A 16850-nucleotide genomic window follows, 5' to 3' on the forward strand; every position below is an offset into this window, starting at 1 on the left:
AATTAGTGGCTCAATAACTTATTCATCATTAGGTTCTTTGACATAATATCCGACACCACGTCTAGTTACCAAAATTTTAGGTTGAATTGGATTGTCTTCAATCTTTTCACGTAATCTATGAACAGTTACATCAACTGTTCTTACATCACCAAAATAATCATATCCCCAAACTGTTTGCAATAAATGCTCACGTGTCATAACTTGACCCATATGTTCTGCTAGATAATGCAATAATTCAAACTCTCTATGAGTTAATTCAATTTTATTACCATCTTTTTCAACAATATATGCATCAGGGATAATAACCAAATTCCCAATTGTAATGTTTTTATTTTCTTGTTCTTGTGCTTGCTCTGATTGTTTTACAATATCTCTACGGCGCAAATTTGCTTTAACACGAGCTACTAATTCACGATTAGAAAAAGGCTTAGTAACATAATCATCTGCACCCATTTCTAATCCTAAAATCTTATCAAGTTCAGTATCTTTAGCCGTAACCATAATTATTGGCATACTATGTGTTGCTCGCACTTCACGAGCTACTTCCAGTCCATCTTTTTTTGGCAGCATTAAGTCAAGAATCATTAAATCTGGGTCGTATTCATCGACTTTTTTTACTGCTTCTTCGCCATCATAAGCCGTTTCGACGTCAAAGCCTTCTTTGGTCAAATTAAATTTGATGATATCTGATATTGGCTTTTCATCATCTACCACGAGGATTTTTTTTGGCATCATCAATGCCTCCTTTTAAAGATATCTATATTATACTTAAATTTTAAGGATTAGTAAAAAAACTCAAACTTTTTTGAAATTTTGCTTGCTTTTTTCCCGAAAATTGTGCATAATATTTTTTGTTGGTTAATTCCCATGGGTGGCTAGCTCAGCTGGCAGAGCAACGGACTCTTAATCCGTGGGTCCAGGGTTCGAACCCCTGGCCACCCATTTAAAATTGCACTGCAAGAGGCGGTGCTTTTTTTGTGCTTTTTTAATTATTAAGAATTTCTAAACCGTGAGCGCGATTAATTATTCAACAAGTGACACAGTGTTACTATTTAGTCAAATAAATATTATTGGTAAAAAAGCGAGGTTTTAGATATGAAAGAATTTACTAAAGAAGAATTGGCAAAATATGATGGTAAAGATGGTCATAAAGCTTATGTAGCGGTTGATGGTAAGGTTTATGACGTTACTACCAATTCACATTGGGCAAATGGCGAACACCATGGCCATAGCGCAGGACATGATTTGAGTAAAGAAATTTTGAATTCACCTCATGGTAAAAGTGTATTATCAAAAATTGAACAAGTAGGTATTTTAAAATAATTTTTTCTACAAATAAAAGCAGCCTTAGGCTGCTTTTTGTTTTGGCTTCACTCCTATATGAATAGCAGCTGCACCTAAGTTTAATTTAGTCACTTGTATTTTTTCAAAACCTGATAGAGCTAGCATTTTAGTTAATGCGTTAGCTGAAACAAAATTAGCTGTAGTTTTAGACAAATATACATAGTCCTTTGTACCAATGCCTACTAATTTTGCAATTTTAGGAAACAGCTTAAAATAGGCTTTCCAACCAATTCTAACAACTGGATCTGTTGGTTTAGACATTTCTAAAACTCCAAATTTGCCACCTGGCTTTAAAACTCTATAAACTTCACTGACTACTTGAGTTGCATCTGGAACATTTCTTAAACCAAAGCCAATAGTTACAATATCAAAACTATTATCTGGATATGGTAATTTCATAGCATCTCCAACAGTTAATTGGATCTCTTTACGCTCATTTGCGGCATCAATTTTTTTCTGGGCAATTTCTAACATATCAGGATTAAAATCAAGCCCTACTACATTTCCACTAGGACCAACTGCTTTAGCTAATGCAATAGTCAGGTCTCCTGTACCCGCACATAAATCTAACCCAAAAACTCCTTTTTTTACATTTAATTGCTTAAAAAATGTTCGCCGCCATCTTTTATGAGTGCCCAAACTTATCACGTTATTCATTAAATCATACTTACTAGAAATTCTAGTAAATAAACTATTAATTTCTTGCTCAGAAAACTTATTTGTTTGTGTCATTTTTAGCCTTCAATTTTTTTACTATTAATTTTATGCATATTAATTAAATAAATTACATAACCAATAAATAAGCCGACTAGCATAGGTATTAGCCATGAAAATCCCACACTCGCAAATGGTAAATAATTTCTTACACTGATAATTCTTTGAATTATTGACAAATTTAAAATGCTTTGCGGCATACTTGCAAGCATATCTAAAATTGCGGGAACTAACGTAAAGCCTACACAAATCACAAAAACATAGCGAGTATTTTTAAATAATGGCGCTAGTAATGCTAAAAATATTAATGCAATTGCGACAGGATATAAGAGCATTAAAATTGGTTTTGACCAAGTAATAATTGTTACTAACCCGAAATTACCAATAATAAATGATACTACACTGGCAAATATTAACCATGCATGGTAGCTAAACTTAGGAAAATGAGTGTGGAAATCTTGAGCAAATGCTGCAATTAAGCCAGCTGCAGTAGTCACACAAGTCAAAGTCATTAACATAGCCAATATCGCTTGTCCAAAAACTCCTGCATAAGATTGGACTATCTGTACAAAGGCAACTCCACCATCAGCTGATACTTTCAAATGACCTAGCGACATTGCACCTAAAATAATTAATAAAAAATAAATCACTGCAATTGCGGACATTCCAATAGCCCCAGCTCGCATAGTAACTACAGTTATTGCTTTGGGCTCTTTTTCACCCATTTGTCTCACTGCACTAATAATGGTAACGCCAAATGCCAGTCCTGCTAGGGCGTCCATAGTATTATAACCTTCTAAAAAGCCATGCAAAAAAGCAGACCCTTGACTCAAATATTCAGCTGTAGGTATAAAATGATTGGGACTTCCCATTGGTTTAATAAAAGCAACTAAGAAGACTAAAAATAATAAAGCTAGAAAAATTGGATTCAAAAACTTGCCTAAACTAGTTAAGATGTCATTTTCGTTATAAGAAATCCAAAAACAAATCGCAAAAAAGACTGCAATATAAATTATAGAAGCTATCTGTTGATAATTTTTAGGCACTAGCGGTGCAATACTAACTGTATATGAAATACTAGCAGTTCTAGGAGTTGCAAAAAACGGACCTAGTGTTGCTTGAATTAATACCATGAACCCCAATGCAAAAGTCTTCCCCATTGGTAAGGCAATATCATATACACCCTTAGATCTAGTTAATGCCATGGCTAATATTGCAAGTAATGGCAATAAAACTGATACTACTATGAACCCAGCTGTCGCAAAAATCCAATTCTTACCTGCTAATTGTCCTAAGTGCAGAGGGAAAACTAAGTTACCAGCACCAAAAAACAAAGCAAATAACATTGAACTAATTATTAGATAGTCCTTCGTAGTTAATTGTCGATCAAAACTTTCAATATTATCCATAAAAATAATTCCTTTATATTTTTTTAGTTCTTAATTATCTCATATTCCTTATCTCTAGCATAATAAAAAATCTCAAGATATCAATCTCGAGATTTTAACTTACTATTTTATTTAAAATTCAGCAGTATCTGGATCTACCGCTAACTTACCTGTTCCATGTAATTTATCTAATTCAGACATTGATTGATCGCTTAATTCAAAGTCAAATATTTCAGTATTTGATTGAATATATTTAGCATGGACTGATTTAGCTAAAGGTAAAAATCCATGTTGTAAACTCCAACGCAATAAAACTTGAGCAGGGGTTTTACCATATTGCTTAGCAATTGCATCGATTTTTGTGTTCTTTAACAAATCACCAGTACCTAATGGACTGTAAGCTTCATTTAAGATATCATGTTCTGCATCCATCTTAGTTACTTGCGGTTGCATATCACTTGGACTTAAGTAAATTTGATTTACTGCTGGAATAATTGTAGCTTCTTTTAACAAAGCATCCATATGGCGACGGCGGAAGTTAGAAACACCTAAAGTTCGGATCTTTCCTGCTTTAACGGCTTCTTCCATAGCTTGCCAACTTTCATTATTTGCTTCTTCCCAGCGATCACGGAAGTCTTTTGGATTTGGCCAATGAATTAAATACATATCAAGGTAATCAAGACCAAGATTTTTCAAGCTGCGATCAATTGCAGCTTTAGTTTTTTGATAGCCATGATCTGTATTCCATAATTTAGTTGTGATAAATAAATCTTGACGGTTAATTCCACTAGCTTTAATACCATCGCCAACACTATCTTCATTTTGATAACCTGCGGCAGTATCGATTAAACGATATCCAGAAGCAATTGCATCTTGCACTACTTGCTTTGCAACATCACCATCTGGTGTTTGCCAAGTACCAAATCCCATTACAGGAATCTTTACACCATTATTTAAAGTATATGTATCAGACATTGATTTAATATTCATATTCTTAACCATCTCTTTCAATTAATATAGTTAATTTCGATACTTTGAATATATTAAACTTATTACTTACTTTTTGCAAGTGGCATATATTTAAAAAAATAAAAGCCACCACTAATTGTGATGACTTAAAGTATATTTAATTAAAATGGAAATATAGATCTAACTGCACTTCCACCAAAGCCAATTAAGACACATACTGCAATAATTAACCCAATTAATAAAATCAAAGTACCAAATACTCGATCTCTCTTAGCTTTTCCATTTCCTATAGCAGGTACAATAATTGCTGCATTGAAAATTAAAACCATCATAAACATGAGGAAAGTTAACAATCCATAACTACTGCCAGTTAGTGAAACTAAGAATGCTAATAAGCTTAAGGCTAAATTATAATTACTGTATTGAGCAACATTATTAATAAATCCAGTAAAGTCTAATTTTTGACCATAAATAAAGATATTAGCAAACATAGCTGCAGCAATCATAATTACTGTTGTTATTACTAAACCAAAAAATAATTGAAAACTAATACTTTGAACTTTTTGGCTAGCATAACTGCTACCCATGCCTCCAAGCATTCCAGTTATAGATCTAGCGCCTGTGTTCATCAACTTACCTAAAGTCAATGTAGTTAATAAAATTTCTACTAACAAATTAACAATTCCATACCATTTTTCAGTATGTTGTTTAGCATCTGGACGCTTCAAAGAATTAACAAACCATTGCCAATAAACACTAAAGCCACTTGGCTGTTGCACTTGATTTTGAACAGGCATTTGAGCATTATTTTGCATAGGTTGAATTGGTTGTTGCATTTGATTTTGATTGACTTGATTAGGTACCTGCATTTGACTATTTGGCTGAACTGATTGTTCAGTTTCACTAGTTGAGTTCATATTAGGCATAGCCTGCTGCATAGGCGTTGGATCAACTTGACTACTGCGCATTTGCTCTACAGGTTTTTCAACTGGAACACTTCTTAAATCAGCTCCACAATTAGTACAAAAATTAGTATCTGCACTCATCATTGCACCACAATTTGGACATCTTTTCATTTTTTATACCCCCCCGATGAATATAAATCTATCATATTTAAAAATATATTTAAAGGGTTGCTATCAAATTAATTTTGGTCAAACAGCATTTCATACATCTGACTAGATAATGGATGTGTCAACAACAAATCCATCCCTACCGCAGTTTTATTTTTCTTTTGACCTAAAATTTCTTCTTTGATTGTGCCTGCTTTAATTTTTGCATTACCTAAATAATAGAATTCTTTACCATAACTATCATCTCTTTTAACAAATAAATGCATTTTTACTTTTTGTTGATTATTTGCAACACCTGCAGTTAAAACCTTTACTTCTTGAGAATCAATATGACGTGGCGTTCTTGTATACCACCGCAGACTAGCTCCGTTTTCTAAAGTGTTTTGATAAATACTATTGCGCTTTTTATCATCTTGTTTTTTATAAGTAATAAATATTGGACATTCATTATTATTAATACGATATCCATACATTGGTGCACTCACATCTAGCGGCCAATTAAGAAGTCGACAGACATCTTTGCGATCATATTGTTTATACAAAGTAAATTGCATATTTGCATGATATTTTTTAGTTAATTTCAAACCTGTTTTAATTAGATCTAAAACTAAATTTTTGAATTGCACATTTTCAAACAATGCTTGCCTTAGTTTGGGTTGCAGCGCATAATCAACTAAATTTTTATTTATTACTAAAGCTAAATCGCCATATTGTTGTTTACGAGTAGCTTTTCCAGCTTTTACATCAAAAAATCTTAATGACAATATATCCATCACTGACTGCAAGACATCGTTATTAATATATGCATCATTGCGTTTTAAAATTTGTTCATAATTATCAAGACTGCAAGTGCCTTTAGCAATAAGTTCTTGCAGCAATAATAATTCATGAGGCCTTTTCCCATTAAGTAATTCTTTGGTCAAAAAAGACAATACTTGTTCTTGATAAGTTGATAAAGAAATTTTTTCATTCATTTTCTTCAAAAATGAAGCATAGCTTGTTAAATTATGATTTTTTGCAAATACTATCGGATCAGTTGACCCATATTGATAAAAATCATATAAAAGTGGCACTCTACCAAGTTTTTGTTTTAATTCATGATATGACTTGCGCAATTCTAATAAGCTATCTAATTTTATTTGATTTAATGAATTTAGAATCTTTTGACTGGCAATTTGTGTAAAGTTAATCGTTGAAATTCCAATTAAATCAGGCAAAACTATTTCTCTTTTCACTTTATCTTTGTTTCTGCTGCTATCACTCATCAGTGCAATTGGAATTAAATAATTATTTTTATAATTACCAATAAAATCAAGCACTAAGGTAAAATCTTTGCCAGGATATTTGCGCAATCCACGCCCTAATTGCTGAATAAATACAATAGAAGATTGTGTATTTCTCAGCATAATAATTTGATTTATTGCTGGAATATCAACCCCTTCATTAAACAAATCAACAGTAATTATATAATTTATCTTTCCTTGCTTTAGAGCCTCTATTCCATTATCTCGAATCTTTTGGCTATCTGAATTAGTTAGAGCAATTGAAGGGTAACCTTTTTTCGTAAAAACATCTGCTAATTCATGAGCTTCTTGTTGTCTAGAACAAAAAATCAGCCCTTTCGCTTGCTTGCCACAATAACCATAATAGTTAATTTCTTTTAAAATATAGTCCACACGCTCATTTGAAACTAATTGTTTTAAATTGCTAAATTCATTAATTAGGTTGCCATTTTGTTCATAATCTTGAATACCAACATAATGAAATGGTGCTAACATATTTTCTTTTAAGGCATCATCTAATCTAATTTCATAAGCTAAATTATAATCAAAAATTTTGTATACATCCTGTTCATCCATTCGCTCTGGAGTTGCCGTCATTCCTAAGCAAAATTTAGGCTTTAAATAATACAAAATCTTCTGATAGCTAGGAGCTGCTGAGCGATGTGCTTCATCAATTATAATGTAGTCAAAACTTTCTGGAGCAAACTGTTTTAATACATTTTCTTGAGAAATTGTTTGCACCGTCGCAAATAAATATTTGGCATTTAAATCATGTTTATTTCCATTTAATAACCCATATTGATTATCCAATCCGCCAATTACTTTTTTAAAACTAGACATAGATTTTTCAGCGATCTGCTGGCGATGGACGACATATAAAAATCTTTTGGGAGCATAATTTTTTACCGCAAAAGCACCTAAATATGTTTTTCCAGTACCAGTAGCTGATACTACTAACGCCCTTTTTTGCTTATTTTCAACTAAATTATCTAGTTGTTTTAAAGCATCTTGTTGCATCATATTAGGGATGATTCTTTGCTTATTATCAATTAATTTATTTTGTTTAACAAGGTGAAAAGAAAGTTTATATTGATTTAACCAATCATCAGATATATTAAAACTAGTATGTTTTAACTGATTAAATTCTGCATTTACTTGATCAATTAATGCTGCATTAGTTGAAGTAGTTATTTTTAGTGACCATTCATAATTAGTTAACAAAGCACTTCTAGTAAAATTAGCACTGCCAATAATCAAGGTCTGGTAATTTTCATGGTCAAATAAATAGCCTTTGGCATGAAAGGCTTTTTTATCTGCAATTTTGACTGTTAAATTAGGAATCTTATTTAGTTCTTCAAATACTTTAGGATCATTAAAATTTTGATAAATACCAGTAATAATAGTTCCATGAATATTTTTCGCTGCTAAATCAGACATTACTACTTTAAATGGAATCAACATATCTTGAGTTATAAAAGCAACCGCCCATGTAAAACTAGTACATGTTAATAACTCATGACGCAATGAAAACCAGATGTTTTGCCCATGATTATTACTTAATAAACTAGGAGTGAATGCTTCATGACCTAAATAGTTTTTATCATAAAGTCCATTTAAAATAGCTTCTTGCAATTCTTGGTTCATCTTAATCAGTCAAATCCATTTCAAGTAATATTGGACAATGATCCGCACGCTTACCAGTATCAATCATTTCAGAGCGCTTTATTTTAGAAGCTAATTGATTGCTGACAAGCCAATAATCAATTCTCCAGCCAGAGTTGTTAATTTTGCTTGTTCTAACTCTTTGAGCCCACCAAGTATAGATATTTGGCACTTGTCCATGAACTTTTCTAAATGTATCAGTGAATCCTGCAGCTAGTAACCTAGTAAAATCGTTTCGTTCTTCATCAGTAAATCCTGCATTATGATGGTTAGAATCTGGATGTTTCAAATCAATTGGTTCATGTGCCACATTATAATCACCACATGCAAGTAGTGGCTTTTTTTCATTCAGTTTTTCTAGATATTGAATATATTTTTGATCCCAAGTTTCACGGTCAGGCAATCTTTTTAAGCCATTCCCAGAATTTGGAGTATAGACTTGTGTTACATAAAATTCTGGAAACTCTAACGTAATTATGCGTCCTTCTTCATCCATTGGCTCTGGAGCACCAATTTTTGGTTTAGTAACTTCAGGGGGCAAATCTTTTTTATACAAAAACATAGTTCCTGCATAACTCTTGCGAGCAGGCTCTTCAGATGAGCGCCAGACATAATTATATTCTGGAAAAATTTCTGCCAAGATTTTTTCATGTTGCTTAGTAGGTCCCGTTGCACGCAACTTAGTTTCTTGCAGTGCAATTATATCAGGGTTATAAGTTTTTAAATTTTTAAGTATTTTATTTGTTTCAATTGCCCTAGTAGAAACTCCAGTTAATGCCGCATTTAGTGAATCAATATTCCAAGAAATAAAAATCATAATTTTGTCCTTTCTATAATCATCTTTTATTATAGTGAAATCTGAATTTATTTATCACAACTATGCCTAACAAAACTATTACTATCAACCAACTCAAAATAGTTAATAAAACAATTATCTTCCACCATTTAGGTGCTATAAAACTTAAAGTTGCAGTATTAACACCTTTTTTGGATTTAACTGTAGGAACACCTATCGCATTTTTTGTGAGATGTTTTTGGAATGCATTATTAACTGTCAGTTGTGAATTGCGATACATCACAATTGGTAGCTGAGTTAATTTATTATTAGTAGTCCATTTTAATTGTAGTTTTCCATTAATTACATTATGTTGGAAATTATTTTTCTTAAGAACAATATCTGAATTATACAGTTCTGCCTTTTTTGAACCAGTCATTTTATTATATTTAGGTAAATAATCTGGTGCTGGAATGTTCAAATATTTAAATAAAGTGTCAGAATAAGGATTTTTGCATGCAGCTTGGATATTTTTGTTAAAAGCAGAATTTACACTGTAAAAAGTATTAACTTGCGTCCAATGACCATAAACTGTCACAAATGTCACAAATAATAATGTCAATATTTCTAATTTCCAAGTTTGTCTTTTTTGAATTAATTGGCTGGCTGTAATCCCAATCCCTAAAAGAATTAATGGCACCGCTAATAACAATAACCTTCTAGGATATTGGAAGCTACTAGTCAATTCTGGAAAAGCTTTTTGCACATGATTCCAAGGAAATAAATTGCTGCCAATCAATAAAAATCCAAATCCAGTTAGAGTAGTAACACTATTTAATTTTGACTTTTTAAAATTAAACAAAACATAGATAAGTTGCAGGATTGCTACTAAGATAAGTAACCAATCAGCAATATCATATTGAATAGTGCCTAAAGCAAGTCCTGTGCTTTCAATTGGATCAGACAAATTATTAATCGAATGGAAATATACTAAAATTGTCCAAACATTTAAAGTTAATAATAAAGTCATTCCAATTGCTGCAAATAAATTTATCAACATTGATTTTTTATTTTTAGTATTAATAAACCCAACTATTGCAAAAGGCACTAGCATTAAACTAGATAAAATCGTACTCATCAAATGAGTTTGAGCTACAATACTCATAATTAAACCAAGTTGTAGCCAAGAAATAGGCTGTTTATGATTTCTGATCATCTTCACGCCACATAATAATACGTACGGCATCATCATTGCACTAATCGAACCAAAGGTAATTCCATTATTTAAAGTGGGTTGATGCGCAATATAAACTAAGCTTAAAATAATACTAATTGGCATATTGTTAGTGACACGATTTACCACATAATACATCCCATAGCTTGCAATTAATAAGCTAATAAAAGCAGAAATTATCTGAAATTTAAAAAATGATCCTGATAACCATAAAATAAATCCCATTATGTAAGCAAATGCTGGTCCATAAACCGCATTAATTATTCGGCCTGATTGATCAAACCCATAATTTGTTTGAAAATAATTAAAATTATGATTTTTGATTTGTTCAGCAACATCAAAAAACCTAGATAGATGAAAATATCCATCTCCAATTACTATTGACGTACCAGTTCTCATTTGATAGCTGAGCATTGTCAAAATTACAATTATAAAACACACGATAGGTATCAAATTAACATACCTATCTTTTTTTAACATTTTTATCCCCTAATCATTAAAGTTTTACTCTTGTTTATTCCTTATAATAGTATAAAATAATTACGATATTGAAAATAGGAATTAATATGAATAAAAAAAATAACTTACTCACACAATCTGAAGTCTTATGGCAACTAATTAAATACATCTTAATAGGTGTAATTGGCTTAGTTGTAGATTTTAGTGTATTTTTTATTTTGACTAAATTTACATCACTAAATGTAGAATTAGCTAATTTTATCAGTTCTAGTTGTGGTTTGATTAACAACTTTTTTTGGAACAGTTATACTAACTTTAAAGTCAGTGACCACATGTGGCGCAGATTTATCGAATATTATATTGTTGGGCAGATAACCACTGTGTTTACAACTTTATGCTTATTCATTTTTGTAACTTGGCTGCATTTTGACAAAATAATTGTTAAAGTAATCTCGACCTTTGTAGCCACACTAATCCAATTTATTATTAACAAATTATTTACTTTTAATAAAAAATAAAGGATATTACCATGCAAAAACTATCAATAATTGTTCCTTGTTATAACGAAGAAGAATCCATACCAATTTTTTATAAAACTGTCCAAAAAGTTGTTACGACGATGAAAAGTCTATCAATTGAATATTGGTTCATAAATGATGGATCAGCAGATAACTCATTAAGTGAAATGCGTAAATTACATAAAGAAAATGAAAATGCACATTATATTTCATTTTCAAGAAATTTCGGTAAAGAAGCCGCATTATATGCAGGACTAAAAGCTGCAACTGGTGATTATGTTGTAGTGATGGATGTAGACTTACAGGATCCTCCAGAGTTTTTGCCTAAAATGTACAACTTATTAAGAAATAGTGATTATGACTGTATTGGAACACGTCGTGTTGATCGCAAAGGTGAAGCTAAAATCAAATCATTTTTAAGTGATATGTTTTATAAGTTTATTAATCGCATTTCTGATACTGAAATTGTGCCAGGTGCTCGCGATTATCGAATGATGACAAGACAAATGGTAAATGCGGTACTTTCAATGACTGAATATAATCGTTTTTCAAAAGGAATTTTCAGTTGGGTTGGATTTAAAACCAAATATCTTGATTATCACAATGTGCAAAGAGTCGCTGGGCAAAGCGATTGGAGCACTTGGAAATTGTTTAAATATGCGATGGATGGAATTGCAGACTTTTCACAAGCACCACTAGATTTAGCAATTTGGGTTGGACTGATTTCATTTATTTTATCAATTATTAGTATTATTTTTGTGATTGTGCGACATTTTGTTGCACCTAGTTCAAGCATCTTCGGTTGGGCTTCAACAATTAGTGTGATTTTACTATTAGGTGGAATGCAGCTTTTAGGGATTGGTATTTTAGGTAAGTATATTGGGCGCATTTATTTACAAGTGAAAAATCGCCCCATTTATATCATCAAAGAGAAAAAATAAGTTTCATGTGAAACATAAAAAGGACATTGAATTTTCAGTGTCCTTTTTTAGCGCTTTAGAATTGCAATAACTTATTTATCATTCACTTTCATTAATTTATTAATATTATCTTGCATCCAGCTTACATATGATACCCCATTAGGCATGGTTTCTCTTACTTCAACAACGGGAATCTTATTTTTCTTTGCCAGTCTAACAAATGAGTTAACTGTACTACTTGAAGCTTGAGTATTATTTACAAAAAAGGCAATTTGTTTATCATTGATCGCTTTGTTCATTTTTTGGATTACTTTGGCACTTGGATCTGTTTCATTTTCAACTGCTTCTTCAAAGTCTTTATCAGCAATCTTAAACCCAGTATCCTCTAACATATAGTCAAATACAGGTTCACTTACAAATACAGGCTTAGAATTTTTACCATTAATTTTTGCTTGATCTTCTTGCAATTTAGTAATCTTTTTTAGATAGCTCATTCCATTTTCTTTAAATTGAGATTTATGCTTTGGATCCATCTTACCTAATTTATTAACTAAATAATCAACATATTTCTTTGGCATTTGTAAGTCATACCAGATATGTGGATTTGAATCCTTTTTAAAATGCATAATATCAGAACCTACATCAACTATTTTTTTATGATTAGCCTTAGCTAATCGATTTGCCCAACCATCATAGCCTAATCCATTTGCGATGACTAAATCTGCCTTATCAATTTGGTGGGCAGTTTTAGTAGTTGGTTCAAAATCATGCGGATCAATATCTCCATTACTAATCAACGGAGTAACTGTTCCATATTTTCCAACAACTTGTTTAGCAATATCACCATAAACATTAGTTGTTGTAACTACATTAACACCTGCATTGTTCTTAGTATCTTTTTTATTACATGCAGTAAATACCAATGCTAGTGTTGCTAGCATTAAAAATAATGACATCTTCTTCCAAAATTTATTCTTCATTGCTTTATCCTTTCATATTCTCTAAAGCCCTTCAGATTATCAGAAGATTTTTCGATTGTAAATAAATATGCTTAATTATCATATTATAATTTATTAATTATACTTTTATATATTAAAAACGTTCTTTATATCAAGCTTCTTAGCATCAATATAAAGAACAATTCTATATTTATTCAATTTTTATAGTTATTTGTCACTAATTCCTATTGTTTGTTTTGAATATAATTTAGGATCAGCAATTCTAGCAATTTGTCCATTAGCACCTAATCATAATACTTTGTCCTTTCTAATTTTATTTACAATTATGCATTAACGCTTTTGATTATTTATTCCATAAAAAGCGAATTAATACTTTATCAACTTGTTTGTTTTCATGTAATTCACTATGTTGCCCCATTTTACCTTTAACTAAATATTCTTGATATGCCTTAGCACGAGTCGATACTAAATATCTTAAACTGCGAGCGGATACTACTGGAACTGGACCATCTGATTTAGTGCCATCTTGCACATCGCCGAAGATATTTAATACTTCAACATTTTTAGGATAAGTTTGGCGAAGTTTTAGAAATTCTTGATATGGTTTTGACATACGTTCAGGTTTCCCTTGTGCATCAAGTGGAGAATTAGACATTGGATACTTATTATTCATCCCATTAATTCCATTAAAGTGTCCTGCTATATCAACTTGTTTTTGCAATCTTGGTAAATCTTTTTTGTTTCCATAATCAAGCATTAAATACATAATAGCCATATTACCCATTGAGTGAGCAACTAAATTCATTTTTTTGAAACCAAATTTTTTAGAAACCGCAGTAATTGCATTATATGCATAAGTTGCAGCTTCTTTGAAAGTTATATTTTTATTGTTTTCAAAACCAACCATAATAATTGGATTTTTGGCATCTTCTGGAATATTTCCATCAATTTTGACTTTGCCATTTTTATTGACTATTGCAGTAATAATTGTATCAGTAACTCCAGCTTTTTTAGCTGCATTTGTCATTTGTTTTTCTGCATTAATGCTTGAACCCCATCCATGTAAGAAAAATGTTGGAGTTTGTTTAGCTAATTTTTCTTTTACTGCAGCTGGTTCTAGTGCTGAACTATTTTTGTTTTGACAGCCTGTAAGTACAAAAAGTATTGCTACAAGTGCTACAATTAGATATCTAAATTTATGTTCCATCTTTTTCCTTTCTAAATACGCTTTCATTTTTTATTATTATATATTAAATCTGGTTGTATCAATGTTATTTTCGCTCAATAATTTTGTATAATTTATATGGTTTTAAAAGGAGGTTTTTATGACAAAGCAAAGACTAGAAGCTTTTAGTGATGGAGTATTAGCAATTATTATCACTATTATGGTTTTAGAAATTCAACCACCTATTCACCCAAGTTTTGCAGCATTATTTGCCAAATGGCATTTAATAGTCAGTTATATCCTAAGTTTTATCTATGTAGGAATTTATTGGAATAACCACACTTATTTAGTCAGCGCTGCAAAATCAATTAGTGCAAGATATCTATGGTGCAATTTATTATTGTTATTTTGGTTATCATTATTACCTGTATCAACAGCTTGGATTGGCAGAGCCTTTTATAGCGTAGCGCCTGCTGTAACTTATGGAGTAGTATTAACAGGATCTGGTTTAGCATATCAATTATTGCAAAGAGAAACTATAAAACAAAATGGTGCACACTCAAAATTAGCAAAATCAATTGGTAAAAATATTAAAGGCAATGGCTCACTGCTTCTTTACATAATAGGAACTATTATTGCATTTTTTGTTCCAGTAATATCTTATTTATTCTATGTTGCAGTAGCTATTTGGTATTTTATTCCTGATAAACGAATTGAAAAGATATTTTAATCATACATTTCTTTTGACCTTTAATAATAGTAAAGGTATAGTTACTAAAGGTAAGTAACTATATTTTAGATAGCAGGAGGCTTCATAATATGAAACAAAGGTTTAAATGGGTTAGTTTATTATTTGTTGCTGTTTTTGCAATAATTGGATTGACAGCATGTAGCAATAGTTCTTCTAGCTCTTCTAAACAACCTCAACTAGTTCATCCAAAGACATTAACAGTTGGATTAGAAGGCACTTACGCTCCATATTCCTATCGCGAAAATGGTAAATTAACTGGATTTGAAGTTGATTTAGCTAGAGATGTAGCTAAAAAAATGGGTTATAAAGTAGACTTTGTACAAACTAAATGGGATTCATTAATTGCAGGTGTTGGTGCAAAGAAATTTGATGTTGCAATTAACAACATTGCAATGACTCCAGAGCGTAAAAAGGCATACGCATTTTCTACTCCATATATTTACTCAAAATCTTCTCTAATTATGAAAAAGAGTAATAATTCAATCAAAAATATTAATGACATAAAAGGTAAGAAAATTGCTGCTGCAACTGGAACTGTCAATGCAGATTATGTCAAAAAATTTGGCGGAGAAAATGTCTCTTCAACTGACTTTGCTACAGCAATGGATTTAATTAGACAAAACAGAGTAGCTGCTGCATTAAATTCAAAAGAAGCCTTCTTATATTATGAAAAGACAAATCATGTAACTGACTTAAAGTACATTGAAATTCCAAGCAATAAAATTCCTGAAGAAGAAATAGGTATCTTAATGGGTAAAAATAATAAAGCTTTGCAAACTAAAATTGACAAGACTTTAGCACAGTTGCGTAAAGATGGTACGTTAAAGGCATTATCTGAAAAATATTTCCAAGGAAATATTACTGAAAAATAAAGATTAATAATTTGAGCCAAGCTAAAAGGGCTTGGCCTTTTTTGTGATTAGAAAGGGTTCGTTATGTGGGAGATCATTAAAACTTCTACTCCAGAAATATTTTGGGCTGGAATTAAATATACTATTCCTATTGCTGTGATTTCATTTATCATTGGATTAATAATAGCTATTATTACCGCTTTAATTAGGATTTCTAAACCTCGTGGCAATAATTTTATCAAGAGTTTTTGGCAACTAGGAAAAATGATATTTTCATTTTATGTTTGGCTATTTCGTTCAACTCCATTACTAGTACAATTATTTATTGTCTTTTTTGGTTTACCAAATATTGGAATTGAACTAAATGCATGGGTTGCAGGAATCATTACTTTTTCATTAAATACTGGAGCATACGCTTCAGAAACTATTAGAAGTGCTATTTTATCAATCCCTTCTAGTCAATGGGACGCAGCATATTCAATTGATATGACTTATTCACAAGCATTATTTAGAATCATTTTCCCACAAGCATTGCGTGTAGCAATTCCACCTTTATCTAATTCCTTCATTAGCTTAGTTAAAGATACCTCTCTTGCAAGCTCTATCACAATTGCAGAAATGTTCATGGTCAGCCAGCAAATAGCATCCCACAACTATCAACCATTATTAATGTATACAATTGTTGCAGCGATTTATGCCCTATTTTGCAGTATTTTAACTATTCTACAACACTACTTAGAACTCCGTACATCACGTTATGTTAACACTACTTCAAGAGGTTAATT

16 protein-coding genes and 1 tRNA gene are annotated in these 16850 nt (G+C 31.3%); 7 read left to right on the forward strand and 10 right to left on the reverse strand.

Features of this window, described 5'->3' with window-relative positions; translation table 11 throughout:
- Positions 1 to 18: 18 nt before the first annotated feature.
- A complete protein-coding gene (gene yycF, locus AC38BG_RS01815; protein WP_489937469.1) occupies positions 19 to 732 on the reverse strand; it encodes a response regulator YycF in 714 nt (237 codons plus the stop codon).
- 137 nt (positions 733 to 869) lie between these two features.
- On the opposite strand from yycF, the gene AC38BG_RS01820 reads away from it, so the two are divergent.
- A tRNA-Lys gene (locus tag AC38BG_RS01820) sits at positions 870 to 942 on the forward strand.
- A 153-nt stretch (positions 943 to 1095) separates the two neighbouring features.
- On the forward strand, positions 1096 to 1323 hold the full coding sequence (locus tag AC38BG_RS01825) for a cytochrome b5 domain-containing protein (RefSeq protein ID WP_489937470.1): 228 nt from the start codon (positions 1096 to 1098) through the stop codon (positions 1321 to 1323).
- A 24-nt stretch (positions 1324 to 1347) separates the two neighbouring features.
- Here AC38BG_RS01825 and ubiE read toward each other — a convergent pair whose 3' ends face one another.
- The 7 genes from ubiE to AC38BG_RS01860 form a co-directional block, all read right to left on the reverse strand.
- Complete coding sequence (gene ubiE / locus AC38BG_RS01830) at positions 1348 to 2076, reverse strand: bifunctional demethylmenaquinone methyltransferase/2-methoxy-6-polyprenyl-1,4-benzoquinol methylase UbiE (protein WP_489937471.1); 729 nt, start codon at positions 2074 to 2076, stop codon at positions 1348 to 1350.
- 2 nt (positions 2077 to 2078) lie between these two features.
- Positions 2079 to 3467 carry a branched-chain amino acid transport system II carrier protein gene (brnQ, locus tag AC38BG_RS01835; protein WP_489937472.1) on the reverse strand — a complete coding sequence of 463 codons (1389 nt, stop codon included), beginning with the start codon at positions 3465 to 3467 and terminating at the stop codon, positions 2079 to 2081.
- Positions 3468 to 3578: 111 nt separating this feature from the next.
- Positions 3579 to 4436 carry an aldo/keto reductase gene (locus tag AC38BG_RS01840; protein WP_489937473.1) on the reverse strand — a complete coding sequence of 286 codons (858 nt, stop codon included), beginning with the start codon at positions 4434 to 4436 and terminating at the stop codon, positions 3579 to 3581.
- 140 nt (positions 4437 to 4576) lie between these two features.
- On the reverse strand, positions 4577 to 5491 hold the full coding sequence (locus AC38BG_RS01845; RefSeq protein WP_489937474.1) for a DUF6574 domain-containing protein: 915 nt from the start codon (positions 5489 to 5491) through the stop codon (positions 4577 to 4579).
- Between the two features lie 68 nt (positions 5492 to 5559).
- The gene (locus AC38BG_RS01850; RefSeq protein WP_489937475.1) at positions 5560 to 8415 is read right to left on the reverse strand and encodes a DEAD/DEAH box helicase; all 2856 of its coding nucleotides are present in this window, start codon (positions 8413 to 8415) and stop codon (positions 5560 to 5562) included.
- A gap of 1 nt (position 8416) precedes the next feature.
- Positions 8417 to 9250 carry an exodeoxyribonuclease III gene (locus AC38BG_RS01855; protein ID WP_489937476.1) on the reverse strand — a complete coding sequence of 278 codons (834 nt, stop codon included), beginning with the start codon at positions 9248 to 9250 and terminating at the stop codon, positions 8417 to 8419.
- A gap of 19 nt (positions 9251 to 9269) precedes the next feature.
- Entirely contained in the window at positions 9270 to 10922 is a 1653-nt protein-coding gene (locus AC38BG_RS01860) for a hypothetical protein (protein WP_489937477.1), read from the reverse strand.
- A gap of 86 nt (positions 10923 to 11008) precedes the next feature.
- On the opposite strand from AC38BG_RS01860, the gene AC38BG_RS01865 reads away from it, so the two are divergent.
- Positions 11009 to 11419 carry a GtrA family protein gene (locus AC38BG_RS01865; RefSeq protein WP_489937478.1) on the forward strand — a complete coding sequence of 137 codons (411 nt, stop codon included), beginning with the start codon at positions 11009 to 11011 and terminating at the stop codon, positions 11417 to 11419.
- An 11-nt stretch (positions 11420 to 11430) separates the two neighbouring features.
- Positions 11431 to 12360, forward strand: coding sequence for a glycosyltransferase family 2 protein (locus tag AC38BG_RS01870; RefSeq protein ID WP_489937479.1), 930 nt, complete (start codon positions 11431 to 11433; stop codon positions 12358 to 12360).
- Between the two features lie 71 nt (positions 12361 to 12431).
- Here AC38BG_RS01870 and AC38BG_RS01875 read toward each other — a convergent pair whose 3' ends face one another.
- Positions 12432 to 13319: a metal ABC transporter solute-binding protein, Zn/Mn family gene (locus AC38BG_RS01875; protein ID WP_489937480.1), complete on the reverse strand. Its 888-nt coding sequence runs from the start codon at positions 13317 to 13319 to the stop codon at positions 12432 to 12434.
- A gap of 322 nt (positions 13320 to 13641) precedes the next feature.
- Positions 13642 to 14505, reverse strand: coding sequence for an alpha/beta hydrolase (locus AC38BG_RS01880; RefSeq protein ID WP_489937481.1), 864 nt, complete (start codon positions 14503 to 14505; stop codon positions 13642 to 13644).
- Between the two features lie 118 nt (positions 14506 to 14623).
- Between AC38BG_RS01880 and AC38BG_RS01885 the strand changes: the two genes are divergently transcribed.
- The 3 genes from AC38BG_RS01885 (at position 14624) to AC38BG_RS01895 (ending at position 16848) form a co-directional block, all read left to right on the forward strand.
- A complete protein-coding gene (locus tag AC38BG_RS01885; protein WP_489937482.1) occupies positions 14624 to 15193 on the forward strand; it encodes a TMEM175 family protein in 570 nt (189 codons plus the stop codon).
- 89 nt (positions 15194 to 15282) lie between these two features.
- Positions 15283 to 16086 carry a transporter substrate-binding domain-containing protein gene (locus tag AC38BG_RS01890; RefSeq protein ID WP_489937483.1) on the forward strand — a complete coding sequence of 268 codons (804 nt, stop codon included), beginning with the start codon at positions 15283 to 15285 and terminating at the stop codon, positions 16084 to 16086.
- A gap of 63 nt (positions 16087 to 16149) precedes the next feature.
- The gene (locus AC38BG_RS01895; protein WP_489937484.1) at positions 16150 to 16848 is read left to right on the forward strand and encodes an amino acid ABC transporter permease; all 699 of its coding nucleotides are present in this window, start codon (positions 16150 to 16152) and stop codon (positions 16846 to 16848) included.
- Positions 16849 to 16850 lie beyond the last annotated feature (2 nt).

The sequence above is a fragment of the Lactobacillus sp. M44 genome, from assembly GCF_058130005.1.

Coding starts and splice junctions, on each gene's coding strand:
- yycF (WP_489937469.1), bottom strand. CDS start 732: ATGCCAAAAAAAATCCTCGTGGTAGATGATGAAAAGCCAATATCAGAT.
- AC38BG_RS01825 (WP_489937470.1), top strand. CDS start 1,096: ATGAAAGAATTTACTAAAGAAGAATTGGCAAAATATGATGGTAAAGAT.
- ubiE (WP_489937471.1), bottom strand. CDS start 2,076: ATGACACAAACAAATAAGTTTTCTGAGCAAGAAATTAATAGTTTATTT.
- brnQ (WP_489937472.1), bottom strand. CDS start 3,467: ATGGATAATATTGAAAGTTTTGATCGACAATTAACTACGAAGGACTAT.
- AC38BG_RS01840 (WP_489937473.1), bottom strand. CDS start 4,436: ATGAATATTAAATCAATGTCTGATACATATACTTTAAATAATGGTGTA.
- AC38BG_RS01845 (WP_489937474.1), bottom strand. CDS start 5,491: ATGAAAAGATGTCCAAATTGTGGTGCAATGATGAGTGCAGATACTAAT.
- AC38BG_RS01850 (WP_489937475.1), bottom strand. CDS start 8,415: ATGAACCAAGAATTGCAAGAAGCTATTTTAAATGGACTTTATGATAAA.
- AC38BG_RS01855 (WP_489937476.1), bottom strand. CDS start 9,250: ATGATTTTTATTTCTTGGAATATTGATTCACTAAATGCGGCATTAACT.
- AC38BG_RS01860 (WP_489937477.1), bottom strand. CDS start 10,922: ATGTTAAAAAAAGATAGGTATGTTAATTTGATACCTATCGTGTGTTTT.
- AC38BG_RS01865 (WP_489937478.1), top strand. CDS start 11,009: ATGAATAAAAAAAATAACTTACTCACACAATCTGAAGTCTTATGGCAA.
- AC38BG_RS01870 (WP_489937479.1), top strand. CDS start 11,431: ATGCAAAAACTATCAATAATTGTTCCTTGTTATAACGAAGAAGAATCC.
- AC38BG_RS01875 (WP_489937480.1), bottom strand. CDS start 13,319: ATGAAGAATAAATTTTGGAAGAAGATGTCATTATTTTTAATGCTAGCA.
- AC38BG_RS01880 (WP_489937481.1), bottom strand. CDS start 14,505: ATGGAACATAAATTTAGATATCTAATTGTAGCACTTGTAGCAATACTT.
- AC38BG_RS01885 (WP_489937482.1), top strand. CDS start 14,624: ATGACAAAGCAAAGACTAGAAGCTTTTAGTGATGGAGTATTAGCAATT.
- AC38BG_RS01890 (WP_489937483.1), top strand. CDS start 15,283: ATGAAACAAAGGTTTAAATGGGTTAGTTTATTATTTGTTGCTGTTTTT.
- AC38BG_RS01895 (WP_489937484.1), top strand. CDS start 16,150: ATGTGGGAGATCATTAAAACTTCTACTCCAGAAATATTTTGGGCTGGA.